Below are 15,583 nucleotides of genomic sequence, written 5' to 3'. Positions count from 1 at the left end.
GGTGCGCCCACTATCAGGCAGCCGCGTAACATGAACGTCAAAGCACCCATTTCTCTCGCCCAGGTGGCCCAGCGCCTGCTCGGGCAATTTCCTGATTTGCACAACTTGGCGCGCCAGGCGGCGGGCCATGTGCTTCGCCGCCAGCTAGGTTACTGGCTGGATCCGGACGGGCTTTACTGGCACGAGTTCCAGTCTGCGGCCAGTGGTTCGTCGAGCTTCACTGGCTGGTGCCACAACGGGCCGCCACTGCGGTCCTTGAGCCTGACCGAGCTGGTCATCCAGCGGTTCAGCCCGCAGCAGCAGGCCAGTGCTGACGAGCTGAGTATTTACGGTGGCTTCTACCGGGTCGATGCCAGCCACAGGGTCTATGACGAGCGCAACGAGGTGCGGCTCGACCCACAGGAGGTCTTGGCGGCGTTCTGGCGATTGGATTTTGCGGGGCGCTACACCGAGGCACTGCGCCAGTTTCGCTCGCGCCATGGCGAAGACTATTGTGTCTTGGCCCGCGCCCGCTTCCTTGCCGCTGTGGGCCGATCTACGTTGAGCGACCCTGAGCGCCAGGAGCTGGTAATGGCAACGGTCGCTGTACCCGGTTTGCCGAGTACCGTGCAAGGCTTGCGACAGGACCAGCAAGCGAATGCCCAACATGGATGGAGCGCACTGGCCATCGGCGATATCAGCGCCAGGATGCTGTTCCTGCATAAGCTGAAGACTGGCAGGTTGTGCCTCTATCTTGCCGATGCACAGGATGTCGTGCAGGTATTCGACGATCGCCACGCGTTTCAGGAATGGATGGCTGACCAGGCAGCCACGGAGGTGGGGCGAGAGCGGCTGGTCAGGTTGTTCGTCGGGGACGGGGTACTGGCGCAGTCGTTGCGCCCGCGTTTACGCAATTACTTCAAGTTGTTCGCGCAGTCGCGGGGCGACACCATGATTTCCGGGCCGGCCATTGCAGGGGACCTGTTCGTACATCTGCGCGATGCGGTCATGGATGATCTGGCCAGCGATGCTCATGAGCGGCTGATCACCAACGCACAACTGCGCAAGGCCGATTGGCTGGCGGGCTTGCAAGCAGCGAGTTTTATAATCGCGCCGATGACGCCGCTTGGCTGGCCAGTGATATTGGCATCGCTCGGTCTGGGTACCGCAAGCCTGGCTCTGCACCTGGACCGGGCAATCAATGGCAAGCAGGCCTGGCGCACAGCTGCATGGTGGTCAGTACTGACGGATATTCTGTTCATTCTGCTTGATATAGCCATGATGCGTGCCAGCGAGCTGTTCACCGATGGCCACATCCCCCCGCGTGTGGCTGGCCAGGCGCAAGCCTCTGCCGCCAAGGTCGACTGGGGGCCTTACATGGCCCCGGCGGCAGACGAATTGCTGGCTACGTCGGATAAGGCGCTGGCGCGGCAGGAAGCCCTGTTGGGCGCGGTGCCGTGCGCTGATCTCGATGCCGTGGGGGCCAATGGCGAGTATCTGGATGCATTCAGTGAGCCGTACCCCGTCTATCGCGATGAGCAGGGCTTTGGTTCGCCCGCCATTGCCGAGTACACCAGCTCGCCGGAGCGCTACAACAACCTGTGGCGGGGCATGCCGCTAGAGGGCAGTCGCGCCGGGAATATCCAGCGCAGCCACGACCTTGCCCGCGCACTGGGGCAAATTGGTGTCAGTAATCAGGTGAGGCTGTACCGGGCGGCTTCCAGCCTGCGGGGCACGGGTTTTCAGGTATCTGGTGAGGGTGCCATTGAAGTGGGTGATGTACTGGTGACCACCGACTTCACGTCATTCACGGAAAACCCCTATGCCCTCTGGGAGGTTTTCAATGACCCTCAGACCCAGGTCAGTGGCCGGAGTGCTTTTGATGAAAATGCCTTGGTGTATGTATTGGAACCAGGCGAGGACATGCAGGCGACGCCGATCGGGCCCTTTTCAAGGCGACCAGATGAGGCAGAGTCTTTGATGATGCCCGGGCGCTACCTGCAAGTGGAAAAGGTAACGGCCGTTCAAGGGCACAACTATCACTTTACGGAGGTGTGCCTGAAGGCACTGGCGCAGGCGCCAAGCGGGAATACCGTGCGTGAGATGCGCACCGGAATGTTGTTCGACCGCCAGGCACTGGCTGTGCGACTGGGCAGTGAGGATGACTCGTTGATGCGCACCTTCTTTGCGGTGCCCACCTGAGCAAAAGTGAAAGGGGCCGCTGTGCGGCCCCTGATCAAGGTCTCAACCCTGCTTCACTTCACGCATCGGCTTGCCTTTCACCGGCGCATCGCCCGCCACATAGTACTTGGCAGTGCTGCGCGGCAGCGGCTTGCGGCCACGGATCTTGTCCGAGATCTTTTCGGCAATCATGATCGTGGTGGCGTTGAGGTTGCCGGTGATGATCAGCGGCATGATCGAGGCATCGACCACACGCAGGCCTTTCATGCCATGCACGCGGCCTTCGCCGTCGACCACTGCCATGTCGTCGGTGCCCATCTTGCACGAGCAAGACGGGTGGAAGGCGGTTTCGGCGTGCTCGCGGATGAACTTGTCCAGCTGCTCGTCGGTTTGCACGTCGGCGCCCGGGCTGATCTCGCGGCCACGGTACGGGTCCAGCGCCGGCTGGGCCATGATCTCGCGGGTCAGGCGGATGCCGTCGCGGAATTCCTGCCAGTCCTGCTCGGTGGACATGTAGTTGAACAGGATGCTCGGGTGCTGGCGCGGGTTTTTCGACTTGGCCTGGATGCGACCACGGGCAGGCGAACGCATGGAACCCATGTGCGCCTGGAAGCCGTGTTCCTTCACGCCATTGGAGCCGTTGTAGTTAATGGCCACCGGCAGGAAGTGGTACTGAATGTTCGGCCACTTGAATTCAGGGCGGGTACGGATGAAACCGCCAGCCTCGAACTGGTTGCTGGCGCCGATGCCGGTGCCGTTGAACAGCCACTCGGCACCGATGGCCGGCTGGTTCCACCACAGCAGCGATGGGTACAGCGATACCGGCTGGGTGCAGGCGTACTGCAGGTACAGCTCAAGGTGGTCCTGCAGGTTTTCACCAACACCCGGCAGGTCGTGTACAACCGGGATGTCGAGGCTTTCCAGCAGGTGACGCGGGCCGACGCCGGAGCGCTGCAGCAGCTGCGGCGAAGCGATGGCGCCGGAGCTGACGATCACTTCCTTGCGGGCACGGGCTTCAACACGCTCTTCGCTGTCGCCGACCAGGTAGGTCACGCCAACGGCGCGCTTGCCGTCGAACAGTACGCGGTCGCTCAGGGCGTGGGTGACGATGGTCAGGTTCGGGCGCTTCTTGGCCTGGTCAAGGTAGCCACGGGCGGTGCTGGAGCGGCGGCCGTTCTTGGTGACCGAACGGTCCATCGGGCCGAAGCCTTCCTGCTGGTAGCCGTTGAGGTCTTCGGTGCGCGGGTAACCAGCCTGCACGCCGGCCTCGACCATGGCGTGGAACAGCGGGTTGTTGCCGGCCTTTGGCGTGGCAACGCTGACCGGGCCTTCACCACCGTGGTAATCGTTCGGGCCGATGTCACGGGTTTCGGCTTTACGGAAGTACGGCAGGCAATCCAGGTAGGTCCAGTCTTCCAGGCCTGGCAGCTCTGCCCAGCCGTCGAAGTCCATGGCGTTGCCGCGGATGTAGCACATGCCGTTGATCAGCGACGAGCCACCCAGGCCCTTGCCACGGCCACATTCCATGCGGCGGCCGTCCATGTGCGGCTCCGGGTCGGTCTCGTACGCCCAGTTGTAGCGGCGGCCTTGCAGCGGGAAGGCCAGGGCGGCTGGCATCTGGGTGCGGAAGTCGAAGCGGTAGTCGGGGCCACCGGCTTCCAGCAGCAGTACGGTGACGCCGGCGTCTTCGGTCAGGCGGGTAGCCAGGGTGTTACCGGCCGAACCGGCACCGACGATGATGTAATCGAATTCTTGGGACATGAAAGTACCCTCGTGTTGGCGGTGATCAGGGAGCGGGAACGCCCGTGCACAGTGGCACGGGCGTGGCTAGACAGGGCTTAGAAAACCGAGTTGTAGCCGCCCAGCTCGACCTGGACCGACTTGATGCGAGTGTATTGAGCCACCGAGCTGACGCCGTTCTCACGGCCGACGCCCGACTGCTTGTAGCCACCGACCGGCATTTCGGCCGGCGATTCACCCCAGGCGTTGATCCAGCAGATGCCGGCTTCCAGCTTGTGGATGATGCGGTGGGCGCGGGTGATGTCGTTGGTGCACACACCGGCGGCCAGGCCGTACTCGGTGTCGTTGGCACGACGGATCACTTCTTCTTCGGTCTCGTAGGACAGAATGCTCATGACCGGGCCGAAGATCTCTTCCTTGACGATGGTCATGTCGTCGGTGCAGTCGGTGAACACGGTCGGGGCCACGAAGGCGCCCTTGGCGAATTCACCTTCGGTCACACGCTCGCCGCCGCACAGTACGCGGGCACCTTCTTCTTTACCCTTGGCGATGTAGCCCAGCACGTTTTCCATGTGGGCGAAGCTGACCAGCGGGCCGAAGTTGGTGTTCTCGTCTTCCGGGTTGCCAACACGGATGCGGGCAACGCGCTCGGCGATCTTGGCTTCGAAAGCAGCTTTCATTTCAGCCGGGATGAACACGCGGGTGCCGTTGGTGCACACCTGGCCCGAGCTGTAGAAGTTGGCCATCATGGCGATGTCGGCGGCCTTGTCCAGGTCGGCGTCGGCGCAGATGATCAGTGGCGACTTGCCGCCCAGTTCCATGGTGACTTCCTTCAGCGAGGAACTGGAGGCGCTGGCCATGACTTTCTTGCCGGTGGTGGTGCCGCCGGTGAAGGAGACTTTTTCGATGCGCGGGTGCTCGGTCAGCCAGGTGCCGACTTCGCGGCCGCTGCCGGTCAGAACGTTGAACACGCCATTTGGCAGGCCGGCTTCGGTGTAGATCTCGGCCAGTTTCAGGGTGGTCAGCGAGGTGACTTCCGACGGCTTGAAGATCATCGCGTTGCCGGCGGCCAGGGCCGGGGCGGATTTCCACAGGGCGATCTGGATCGGGTAGTTCCAGGCGCCGATACCCACAGTCACGCCCAGCGGCTCGCGGCGGGTGTAGACGAAGGACGATTCGCGCAGCGGGATCTGCTCGCCTTCGATGGCCGGCACCAGGCCTGCATAGTATTCCAGCACGTCGGCGCCGGTGACGATGTCGACGTAGCGGGTTTCGGAGTACGACTTGCCGGTATCCAGGGTTTCCAGCTGGGCCAGCTCATCGTTGCGCTCGCGCAGGATGTCGACGGCGCGGCGCAGGATGCGCGAACGCTGCATGGCGGTCATCGCAGCCCAGACTTTCTGGCCACGCTCGGCGCTTTCGACAGCTTTCTCGACGTCAGCCTCGGTGGCACGTTGCACGTGGGCGAGGACTTCGCCGGTAGCCGGGTTGATGGCTTCGAAAGTGGCATCGCTGCCAGCGTCGACGTAAGCGCCATCAATGTAGAGTTTTTGCGTTCCGAAACGGGCCATAGTGTCCTCGCAAGTGCAGTGTGTGGTTTGGCTTGCGCGTCACGCTCCTGCCGGGTTGGCAAGGGCCGTGCGTGCTTGTTCAGCGGCCTGGTCGTTTGTGCCCAGGGTGTGCTGTTTAGCCAGTTGTAGATCCATGTATTCGTAAGCAATCCGTATCGCCTGGCCGGTGTCGAATGCATCACCCGACAGGGCGCCACGCAGCCACAGGCCGTCGATCAGGGCTGCCAGGCCGCGGGCTGCCTTACGCGCATGGTAGAGCGGCAGGGCGCGGCGGAACTGGCAGCACAGGTTGGAATACAAGCGGTGGTCGTTGATCCGCTGCAACCTGTGCAAATCGGGCTGGTGCATGCTGGAAGCCCAGAAGGCCAACCAGGTTTTCATTGCCGGGCCGTTCACCTGGCTGGCATCGAAGTTGCCCTCGATGATCACTTTCAGGTGAGCGCGCGGGCTGTCGTCCGTCAGGGCCTGACGGCGTGCTCTGACGCCTTCGTTGAGCATGCTCATGATGTAACCCATCGTCGCTGCTATCAGGCCGTTCTTGTCCCGAAAGTAGTGACTGATGATGCCGTTCGACACACCGGCCAAACGGGCAATCAGCGCAATGCTGGCGTCCCCCAGACCGACCTGATCGACCGCCTGCAGCGTGGCTTCGATCAACTGCTGGCGGCGGATGGGTTGCATACCGACCTTGGGCATCTTGCTATCTCCTCAGGCCTGCGAGCAGACGACGGGCGGCTGACTCGGCGAAGGCCAGTCTATTTTGTTTTGATTGAACGTTCAATCAATAAAGAATAAGCTCTGCGACAATTTGTGCCATTGACAGTTTTTCAGGCGGTCAAGAAGGCACGGATTGACACCCCAGGAAATCGCGTAACCCCCGGAATACAAGGCGTTGACGGGCATGAGCGATGCGAAATGCAGATTCTGCCGTACGGCCACTGGCCCTGCGACAGGCCCTTGGAGCGGGCGGGGTGATCTGTGACGAATGCGCGCACCTCTGCGGATGCGTGGGCATTTTCTGCAGGCCACCTGTCTGTTTTTTTGCAACGTATCGATTCGGGATCACGGTTTCCAGGGTGCTTTTATAACACCTGACGCAGTGGGGATATTCCACCAATTGCTCGGGAAAGAATGATTAGCCTCCACAAAGCCGTACTGCCCGGAGCATTCGTGCAATGAGTTCTGCCTCACTTACCAAGCCCCCCGCCGAGAGGGTACGGGTCAACCGCGTAGTGTTCTTCACCTCCGCGCTGATGATCCTTGTTCTGACTGCCTTGCTGATCGCTGTACCCGATACTGCCGGCCAGGTGCTGGGCGTGGCCCAGAAATGGCTGACGCGTACCTTTGGCTGGTACTACATGCTGGTGATCTGTGGTTACCTGCTGTTCGTCGTCTACCTGGCCTTCTCCGATTACGGCAAGCTCAAGCTGGGTGGCAAGGACGACCAGCCTGACTTCAGCTACGGCGCCTGGGCCGGCATGCTGTTCTCTTCCGGCATCGGCATTTCGCTGCTGTACTTCGGCGCTTCCGAGCCGCTGGACCACTACTTCAACCCACCGGAAGGTACCCCGGCCAGCCTCGAAGCTGCGCGCCAGGGCCTGCAGCTGACCTTCCTGCACTGGGGCCTGCATGGCTGGGCGATCTACGCCCTGGTCGGCCTGGCCGTGGGTTACTTCGCCTACCGTCACAACCAGCCGCTGGCACTGCGCTCGGCGCTGTACCCGCTGGTGGGTGAGCGTTGGGTCAAGGGTGCTGCCGGCAACGCGGTGGACATCTTCGGCATGTTCGTGACCCTGCTGGGCCTGGTGACCAACCTGGGGATCGGCTCGATGCAGGTGTCCTCGGGCCTTGAGTACCTGTTCGGCATGGAGCACAGCCAGACCAACCTGTTGGTGGTGATCCTGGTCATGGCCGGCGTGGCCACCGTGGCAGCGGTATCGGGCGTGGAAAACGGCATTCGCCGGCTGTCCAACCTGAACATCCTGCTGTTCAGCGGCCTGCTGCTCTTCGTGCTGCTGGCGGGCAACACCCTGCACCTGTTCAACGGCTTTGTGCAGAACGTTGGCGACTACCTCAACGGCATCGTGCTGAAAACCTTCGACCTGTACGTGTACGAAGGCGAAGCCGGCAAGTCCGAGCGCTGGCTGGGCCTGTGGACCGTGTTCTACTGGGCCTGGTGGATCTCCTGGGGCCCGTTCGTCGGTATGTTCATTGCCCGTATCTCCAAGGGCCGTACCGTGCGCCAACTGGTCAGCGGTGTGCTGTTGATCCCGCTGGGGTTCACCTTGGCCTGGCTGTCGATCTTCGGCAACACCGCACTGGACCTGGTGATCAACCAGGGGGCGGTGGAGCTGGGCAAGACCGCGCTGGAACAGCCGTCAATGTCGATCTACCAGCTGCTGGAATACTTCCCGGCGGCGAAGATCGTGATTGGTGTGGCGGTATTTGTCGGCTTTGTGCTGTTCCTTACCCCGGCTGACTCCGGTGCGGTGATGATGGCCAACCTGTCGTGCAAAGGCGGCAAGGTCGACGAAGACGCCCCGCACTGGATGGTGGTGTTCTGGTCGGTGGTCATCACCCTGGTCACCATCGGCCTGCTGTTTGCCGGCAACTTCGAAGCCATGCAGACCATGGTCGTGCTGGCGGGCCTGCCGTTCTCGGTGGTGCTGGTGCTGTTCATGTTCGGCCTGTACAAGGCCATGAAGCAGGACGTTGCAGTAGAAAGCGAACGCGCCGAGCTGGCCGCCCGTGGCCGTCGCGGTTTCAGCGAGCGCCTGACCCAGCTGGAGCTGCAACCGACCCAGGCTGTGGTGCAGCGCTTCATGGACAAGCAGGTCAGCCCGGCGCTGAAAGAAGCGGCCGCGCAGTTGCAGACCCTGGGCTTCGAGGTGGAAACCCGTGTTGGCCAGTCGCGCAACATGATGGGCCTGCGGGTGATGATGGACGAGGGCAACCCGTTCGTTTACGAAGTGAGCCTGGACGGCTACATGGCCGCGCCGAGCGAGGCGCCGGTTGAAGGCGAACCGGAAGTGCGTCAGCGCTACTACCGCGCCGAGGTGTACCTGCACGACGGCAGCCAGGAGTATGACCTGATGGGCTTTGCGCCGGAGCAGATCGTGCGTGATGTGCTGGATCAGTTCGAAAGCCACCGCCAGTTGCTGGGGCGTGTGTACAGCTGATTGCTGTTGATGCAAAAGAAAACCCCGCTCACTTAGCGGGGTTTTTTTATTGGGGCCGCTTTGCGGCCCTTCGCGGGCATGCCCGCTCCCACAGGGATCGCGCAGGCTTCCGGCCCTGTGACAATCTTGTGGGAGCGGGCGTGCCCGCGAAGGGCTGCAAAGCAGCCCCAGCTTCTCAGCGATTGGTGTAGCGGCCATTCTTGCCATGCCCAGGCATCGCTTGGTTGCTGCGCACGGCGATCATCTGGCTGAGCCTGATCAGTTCGATGCCCTGGGCCTTGAGCTGTGGCAGTGCCCGTTCCAGCACTTCGAGGGTTTGTGGGTAAGGATGCCCGATCAATACTGCAGACCCTTGCTTGCGCGCCAGGGCGATGCCTTGCTGCAACTGCCCGGTGATCGCCTCGGTTGTGCGCACATCGTCGAGGAACACATCCCGCGAAACGTGGGCCAGGCCGATGCGCTGGGCCTCGGCTGCGGCCACGGTGGCGGCGCTGGTGCGGCTGTCGACGAAGAACAGGTGGCGTTGCTGCAGTTCACCCATCAACCAGGCCATCGGTTCGCGCTGTGCCGTCATGCGGCTGCCCATGTGGTTGTTGATGCCGGCGGCGTAGGGCACCTTCGCCAAGGCCGCCTCCAGGCGGCGGGCCAGTTCGTCGATGGCGATGCCCGGGTGCCAGGCATACGGCCCGGTGGCCGGGTCCATGGGCATGTGCAGGATCACCGTCTTGCCCGCCTTGTGGGCTTGGCGGGCGAAGTCGCTGGCGTGCGGGGTGTCGGGCATGATAGCCATGGTCACCGGCCCAGGCAGGGCAAGGGTTCGGCTGTCACGGTCGGGGCTCTGGCCCAGGTCGTCGATGATGATGCTCATGTAGGCCTTGCCGGCCGGCGCCGCTTGCGCGACCCCGGCCAACAGGCAGAACAGCAGACACAGCAGGTAACGCATCGTGTGGATCATTTGCCCGAGGTGATGTTCAGCCCTTTGAGCAGGCTCAGGGCCTGGCTCAGCTGGAAGTCATCATCCTGCGGGCGTTCCTTGCGCTTGCTGCTGCCGGTCGGGCGGTCGGCGCCGCCGTTGCCGTTGCCCAAGTGGCCCTGCAGGTCGGCTTCCTTGAAGTTTTCGGTGTCGACTTCGGCGGTGAGCTTGGCCGGGCGCACTTCGATGTCCGGCACGATGCCCTGGGCCTGGATCGAGCGGCCGTTGGGGGTGTAGTACAGCGCGGTGGTGAGTTTCAGGGCGCGGTCGTTGGCCAGCGGCAGCACGGTCTGCACCGAGCCTTTGCCGAAGCTGTCGGTACCCATCAGCACGGCGCGCTTCTGGTCCTGCAGGGCACCGGCGACGATCTCGGAGGCCGAGGCACTGCCGCCGTTGATCAGCACCACCAGTGGTACGCCTTCGCTGGCGTCGGCCGGGTCGGCCGAGAAGCGCAGTTCGGAGTTGGCGATGCGGCCCTTGGTGTAGACGATCAGGCCCTTGGTCAGGAAGTGGTCGGCCACTTCTACCGCCGACTGCAGCACGCCGCCCGGGTTGTTGCGCAGGTCCAGCACTACCCCGCGCAACTTCTTGCCGTTGTCCTTGCGCAGCTTGGCCAGCGCCTTGCCCACTTCGTCGCCGGTCTTGACCTGGAACTGGGTGATGCGGATGTAGCCGTAGTCGTTCTCCAGCAACTGGCTCTTCACGCTCTTGACCTGGATGACTGCGCGGGCCAGCGTCACGTCGAACGGATTGCCGCCGTCGCGCACCAGGGTCAGGGTGATCTTCTCGCCGATCTTGCCGCGCATCTTGTCGACCGCTTCGGTCATGGTCTGGCCACGGGTCGGGGCGCCGTTGATCTTGACGATCAGGTCGCCCGCCTGCACACCGGCACGCGAAGCCGGGGTGTCGTCGATGGGCGAGACCACCTTGATGAAGCCGTCTTCCTGGCCCACTTCGATGCCTAGCCCACCGAACTCGCCGCTGGTGCTTTCCTGCAGCTCCTGGAAGTCCTCGGGGCCGAGGTAGGCGGAGTGCGGGTCAAGGTTGCTGAGCATGCCCTTGATGGCGTTTTCCAGCAGGGTCTTGTCATCCACCGGTTCGACGTAGGCAGCCTTGATGCGGTCCATGACCTCGGCGAAGGTGCGCAGCTCTTCCAGCGGCAGCGGTGCCTTGGCGGTCACCTCGGTGGCTGGCACTGCGGCGGCCTTGGCCGGCTCTGCGGCGGTGGCCAGGGGCGCGCCGACCGCCAGGGCGATGGACAGGGCCAGCTGGGTGAGACGAGGCGAGTGCAGCATGTCGAACGAACTCCTGATCCTGTAAGCGCTCCGTGGGGAGCATCGGCGCAGCATTCAGGCTACGCCGTAGAAATTTGACTAGCCCCGGCACCACTGCGAAGGGTCGGTAGGCCGACCCTGCTGGCGGATGGCGAAGTACAAGCCTGCCGCGTCCTGGCCACCGCTGTCGCCAACGGTGGAAATGGCTTCACCGGCCTTGACGATATCACCGGCGCTCTTGAGCAGGCTCTGGTTGTGGCCGTACAGGCTCAGGTAACCGTTGCCATGGTCGAGAATGACCAGAAGCCCGGCGCCGCGCAACCAGTCGGCGAACACCACGCGCCCGCCGTGCACCGCACGTACCTGGGTGCCCGGGTTGGCGCTGATCATCACCCCGTCCCACTTTGCACGGGCGTCGCTGCCGCGGGCATCACCGAAGCGTGCCAGCAATCGACCGTTCACGGGCCATGGAAGTTTTCCCCGCGCCGAAGAAAATGCGCCGCCGTAGCTTGCACCGTCGGTGGAAACCATCGGGCCGAGGGTGGTACGAGCCTTTTTCGGTGGCTCCACGGGCTCCACAGGTGCCTGGGCCCGTTCGCGGGCAGCGGCAGCGGCCAGGGCCTCCTGCTGGCGGCGTTTTTCCGCTTCCTGCTGGGCCAGCAAGGCTTTCTTGCGCGCCTCTTCAGCTTCGCGGGCCTGTCGGGCCAGGGTTTCCTCGATGGTCTTGAGGACTTTGGCCAGGTCGGCCTGGTCCTGCTCGCGGGCCTGCAACTTCTGGTCGCGGTCCTTCATGTCGCCATTGAGCTTGGCCAGCACCTGCTGGCGCTTGCCTCGCTCGGCTTCCAGGGCCTGGCGGCGGCTGTCGAGGTCGGCGCGCTGGGCCAGCAACTGTTGCTGCTGGCCGGCAATGTCCTGTTCGACGTTGGCCAGCTGGCGCAAGGTCTCGTTGAAGGTGCGCAATTGCTCCAGGCGCGCCTTGCTCAGGTAATCGTAGTAGGTGAGGGTGCGCGCGAACTTCTCGGGGTTCTGCTGGTTGAGCAGCAGCTTGAGGTATTCCTCGCGGCCGTTGTTCTGGTAGGCCGACCGGGCCTGAATGGCGATCAGTCGCTGTTGTTCAACGCGGGCGCTCTGGAGTTTTTTTTTCTCGGTTTCAAGGCGCTCCAGATCGCCCTCGGTCTTTTTTAGCTCTTGCTGTAGAGCCTCCACCTGTTTTTCGAGATTGCCGATGTCGGTCTCGGTGGCTTTGAGGTCCTTTTGCACGCCGGCCTTTTCTTCCTGGAGCTTGCCCAGCGTCTTCTTGAGCTCGGCAATGTCCTGGCGGGTGGCGTCCAGTTGCTGCTGGGTCTGCGCACGCTCATCGGCGAAGGCCGGGCTGAGCAGGCAAGACAGGGCTAGGAGGATCAGGGCGCGAAGCATGGGGTTTGGCGTACCAAGGATGGAGACTGGCCTAGTATGCCCGCCCGGGCGGGCAAAAAAAACGCCTCGCTGCGGGAGCAGGGGGGCGTTGGTCTGGAATTCATGTGCAATTGGGGCCGCTTCGCGGCCCTTCGCAGGCATGCCCGCTCCCACAAAAGCAGCGAGTGCAGCCGGTTCTGTGGGAGCGGGCGTGCCCGCGAAGGGTCGCGAAGCGGCCCCGATACACCGAATCAGGCGTCGACCAGGATCGACGTACCGGTCATTTCCACCGGCTTTTCCAGCCCCAGCAGCTTCAGCATGGTCGGCGCCACGTCGGCCAGCACGCCGCCATCGCGTACCTTGACGTTGCGCTTGCCCACATAGATGAACGGTACCGGCTCGGTGGTGTGCGCGGTGTGCGCCTGGCCGGTGCATTCGTCTTCCATCTGCTCGACGTTGCCGTGATCGGCGGTGATCAGCGCTTCGCCGTCCACCTTGTCCAGCGCTTCGACAATGCGCCCTACACAGGTATCCAGCGCTTCGACCGCCTTGACCGCCGCCTCGAACACGCCCGTGTGGCCGACCATGTCGCCGTTGGCGTAGTTGACCACGATCACGTCGTACCGCTGCTGCTCGATGGCTTCGACAATGCGGTCGGTCACTTCTGGCGCGTTCATTTCCGGCTGCAGGTCGTAGGTGGCAACCTTTGGCGACGGGATCAGGATGCGTTCTTCGCCTTCGAACGGCTCTTCACGCCCGCCCGAGAAGAAGAAGGTAACGTGAGCGTACTTCTCGGTCTCGGCGATGCGCAGCTGGGTCTTGCCGTTCTTGGCCAGGTACTCGCCCAGCACATTGTTCAGGCTGGACGGTGCAAAGGCTGCGGGGGCGGGGATCTTGGCCGAGTACTGGGTCAGGCCGATGTAGGCCGCCAGTTTTGGCAGGCGGGCACGCGGGAACTCGTTGAAGTCGGCTTCGACGAACGCACGCGACAGTTCGCGGGCGCGGTCGGCGCGGAAGTTCATGAAGATCACGGCATCGCCATCTTCAACCTTGACCGCTTCACCAATGCGCGTGGCTTTGACGAACTCGTCGCTTTCGTCACGGGCGTAGGCCGCTTCCAGGCCGGCCTGGGCGGTGTCGGCGGTGTACTCGGCGGCGCTGTCGACGATCAGGTTGTAGGCGGCACTGACACGGTCCCAGCGGTTGTCGCGGTCCATGGCAAAGTAGCGGCCGATCAGGGTGGCGATGCGGCCCTTGCCCAGCTTGGCGAACGTGCCGTCGAGCAGTTCGATGGACGACTGTGCGCTGCGTGGCGGGGTGTCGCGGCCGTCGAGGAAGGCGTGCAGGTAGATTTTTTCTGCACCGCGCTGCGCAGCCAGTTCGGCCATGGCCACCAGGTGGTCCTGGTGGCTGTGCACGCCACCATCGGACAGCAGGCCGAGGATGTGCACGGCCTTGCCGGCACTGGCGGCCTTGTCCACGGCAGCGGTGAGCACCGGGTTCTCGAAGAACTCGCCATCGCGGATGGCTTTGGTGACGCGGGTGAAGTCCTGGTAGACGACGCGGCCGGCCCCCAGGTTCATGTGACCGACTTCGGAGTTGCCCATCTGCCCGTCCGGCAGGCCGACATCCATGCCCGAGCCGGAAATGAGGCCATGCGGCTGGGTGGCGCGCAGGCGATCATAGACCGGCGTTTTGGCGGCAAAGATAGCGTTGTGTTCGGGGATTTCGCTGTGGCCGAAGCCATCCAGGATAATCAGGACCAGGGGTTTGGGCGTGCTCGTCATCAATCAAACTCACGGTTGTTCAAAGATGATAAAGACACGCATTTTAGGGCAAATACGCCACCTGCGGCGAATATTCGTCCTGTTCCCTGACCAGCGCGGCCCATGCGGCAACATGAAGGTACCTTTGCGGCCGGCCCGTCGGGCTTTGGTGGTACTGGGGGGCTGTGTATACTGGCCGGCATTTTCAATCGCCTGGAACACCGCTGATGGTTGCTCACCTGATTCAATTCGCGACAGATCACTACATCCTGGTTGCGATCTTCGTTGTTCTGCTGGTCCTGCTGCTGCTCAATGAAATCCGCCGCGGCGGCCAGAGCCTGAGCAATGGCCAACTGACCGCCCTGGTCAATGCCGACAAGGGCCTGGTCATCGACATCCGTACTGCCAAGGAATACGCCGCCGGCCACATCGTCGGTGCGATCAACATTCCGCAGGACAAGCTGGCCGCCCGCATGAGCGAGCTGGACAAGCACAAAGAGAAGACCCTGATCGTCGTCGACGCGATGGGCCAGCAGTCCGGCACCCACTGCCGCGAACTGCTCAAGGCTGGTTACACCGCCGCCAAACTGAGCGGTGGCGTTTCCAGCTGGAAAGCCGATAACCTGCCCCTGGTGAAGTGATATGAAGCCCGTCATCGTCTATTCCAGCGACTACTGCCCCTACTGCATGCGCGCCAAGTACCTGCTCGAGAGCAAGGGCGTGGCCTTCGAGGAAATCAAGGTCGACGGCAAGCCGCAGGTTCGTGCCGAGATGAGCCAGAAGGCTGGCCGTACGTCGGTGCCGCAGATCTGGATCGGCAGCACCCATGTCGGTGGATGCGATGACCTTTATGCCCTGGAGCGCGCCGGCAAGCTCGACGCGCTGCTGGCGGCCTGATTTGCACTGCATTCAAAAACATTAGGATAAGGACCTGCCATGACTGACCAACAGACCAACGGCGCTGCTGCAGAAGACAACAGCCCTCAGTTCTCCCTGCAGCGCATCTATGTGCGCGACCTGTCGTTCGAGGCCCCGAAAAGCCCGCAGATCTTCCGTCAGACCTGGGAGCCGAGCGTTGCGCTGGACCTGAACACCAAGCAGAAAGCCCTGGAAGGTGACTTCCACGAAGTGGTGTTGACCCTGTCGGTAACCGTCAAGAACGGTGACGAAGTGGCTTTCATTGCTGAAGTGCAGCAGGCCGGTATCTTCCTGATCGCCAACCTGGATGCGGCTTCGATGAGCCACACCCTGGGTGCGTTCTGCCCGAACATCCTGTTCCCGTACGCCCGCGAGACCCTGGACAGCCTGGTGACCCGTGGTTCGTTCCCGGCCCTGATGCTGTCGCCGGTCAACTTCGACGCCCTGTACGCGCAAGAAATGCAGCGCATGCAGGAAGCCGGCGAAGTGCCGACCGTACAGTAATCACTGCCGGTATCAAGAAAGCGCCTCTCGGGGCGCTTTTTGTTGCCCGCTCCCCCTACGGATTGGCGTACACATTTCAATGTGGGAGCGGGCGAGCCCGCGA

At 62.9% G+C, this 15,583-nt stretch carries 12 protein-coding genes; 5 read left to right on the top strand and 7 right to left on the bottom strand.

Annotation, left to right across the window (positions count from 1 at the left end):
• The first annotated feature begins 30 nt into the window (after nucleotides 1-30).
• On the top strand, nucleotides 31-2,181 hold the full coding sequence (locus WF331_RS03565; protein ID WP_016502026.1) for a dermonecrotic toxin domain-containing protein: 2,151 nt from the start codon (nucleotides 31-33) through the stop codon (nucleotides 2,179-2,181).
• Nucleotides 2,182-2,223: 42 nt separating this feature from the next.
• Here WF331_RS03565 and betA read toward each other — a convergent pair whose 3' ends face one another.
• The 3 genes from betA to betI form a co-directional block, all read right to left on the bottom strand.
• Nucleotides 2,224-3,921 (bottom strand): choline dehydrogenase, encoded by a 1,698-nt coding sequence (gene betA / locus WF331_RS03560; RefSeq protein ID WP_016502025.1) that lies wholly within the window; start codon nucleotides 3,919-3,921, stop codon nucleotides 2,224-2,226.
• Between the two features lie 77 nt (nucleotides 3,922-3,998).
• Nucleotides 3,999-5,471 (bottom strand): betaine-aldehyde dehydrogenase, encoded by a 1,473-nt coding sequence (gene betB / locus WF331_RS03555; RefSeq protein WP_340622655.1) that lies wholly within the window; start codon nucleotides 5,469-5,471, stop codon nucleotides 3,999-4,001.
• A 39-nt stretch (nucleotides 5,472-5,510) separates the two neighbouring features.
• On the bottom strand, nucleotides 5,511-6,167 hold the full coding sequence (gene betI, locus WF331_RS03550) for a transcriptional regulator BetI (protein ID WP_016502023.1): 657 nt from the start codon (nucleotides 6,165-6,167) through the stop codon (nucleotides 5,511-5,513).
• Between the two features lie 536 nt (nucleotides 6,168-6,703).
• Here betI and WF331_RS03545 point away from each other — a divergent pair.
• Nucleotides 6,704-8,650, top strand: a complete 1,947-nt coding sequence (locus WF331_RS03545) for a BCCT family transporter (protein ID WP_229609090.1) — start codon at nucleotides 6,704-6,706, stop codon at nucleotides 8,648-8,650.
• Between the two features lie 175 nt (nucleotides 8,651-8,825).
• On the opposite strand, the gene WF331_RS03540 is transcribed toward WF331_RS03545, so the two are convergent.
• The 4 genes from WF331_RS03540 to gpmI form a co-directional block, all read right to left on the bottom strand.
• A complete protein-coding gene (locus WF331_RS03540) occupies nucleotides 8,826-9,593 on the bottom strand; it encodes a divergent polysaccharide deacetylase family protein (RefSeq protein WP_016502021.1) in 768 nt (255 codons plus the stop codon).
• 8 nt (nucleotides 9,594-9,601) lie between these two features.
• Nucleotides 9,602-10,918, bottom strand: coding sequence for a S41 family peptidase (locus WF331_RS03535; protein WP_016502020.1), 1,317 nt, complete (start codon nucleotides 10,916-10,918; stop codon nucleotides 9,602-9,604).
• 78 nt (nucleotides 10,919-10,996) lie between these two features.
• A complete protein-coding gene (locus WF331_RS03530; RefSeq protein WP_059394467.1) occupies nucleotides 10,997-12,313 on the bottom strand; it encodes a murein hydrolase activator EnvC family protein in 1,317 nt (438 codons plus the stop codon).
• Nucleotides 12,314-12,543: 230 nt separating this feature from the next.
• Nucleotides 12,544-14,079, bottom strand: coding sequence for a 2,3-bisphosphoglycerate-independent phosphoglycerate mutase (gpmI, locus tag WF331_RS03525; RefSeq protein ID WP_197863764.1), 1,536 nt, complete (start codon nucleotides 14,077-14,079; stop codon nucleotides 12,544-12,546).
• A 206-nt stretch (nucleotides 14,080-14,285) separates the two neighbouring features.
• On the opposite strand from gpmI, the gene WF331_RS03520 reads away from it, so the two are divergent.
• From WF331_RS03520 to secB, 3 genes are read left to right on the top strand one after another with little or no spacing between them, the layout of a single operon-like run.
• Entirely contained in the window at nucleotides 14,286-14,699 is a 414-nt protein-coding gene (locus WF331_RS03520; protein WP_016502017.1) for a rhodanese-like domain-containing protein, read from the top strand.
• A gap of 1 nt (nucleotide 14,700) precedes the next feature.
• Nucleotides 14,701-14,955: a glutaredoxin 3 gene (gene grxC, locus WF331_RS03515; protein ID WP_003249204.1), complete on the top strand. Its 255-nt coding sequence runs from the start codon at nucleotides 14,701-14,703 to the stop codon at nucleotides 14,953-14,955.
• 39 nt (nucleotides 14,956-14,994) lie between these two features.
• Nucleotides 14,995-15,480 (top strand): protein-export chaperone SecB, encoded by a 486-nt coding sequence (secB, locus tag WF331_RS03510; RefSeq protein ID WP_016489596.1) that lies wholly within the window; start codon nucleotides 14,995-14,997, stop codon nucleotides 15,478-15,480.
• Nucleotides 15,481-15,583: the final 103 nt, after the last annotated feature.

It is taken from the genome of Pseudomonas sp. YNh, assembly GCF_037993085.1.
GTDB classification, from domain to species: Bacteria; Pseudomonadota; Gammaproteobacteria; order Pseudomonadales; family Pseudomonadaceae; genus Aquipseudomonas; species Aquipseudomonas putida.
The sequence above is the reverse complement of the archived record's forward strand: the minus strand, read 5'-3'. Positions and strand labels throughout refer to the sequence as shown.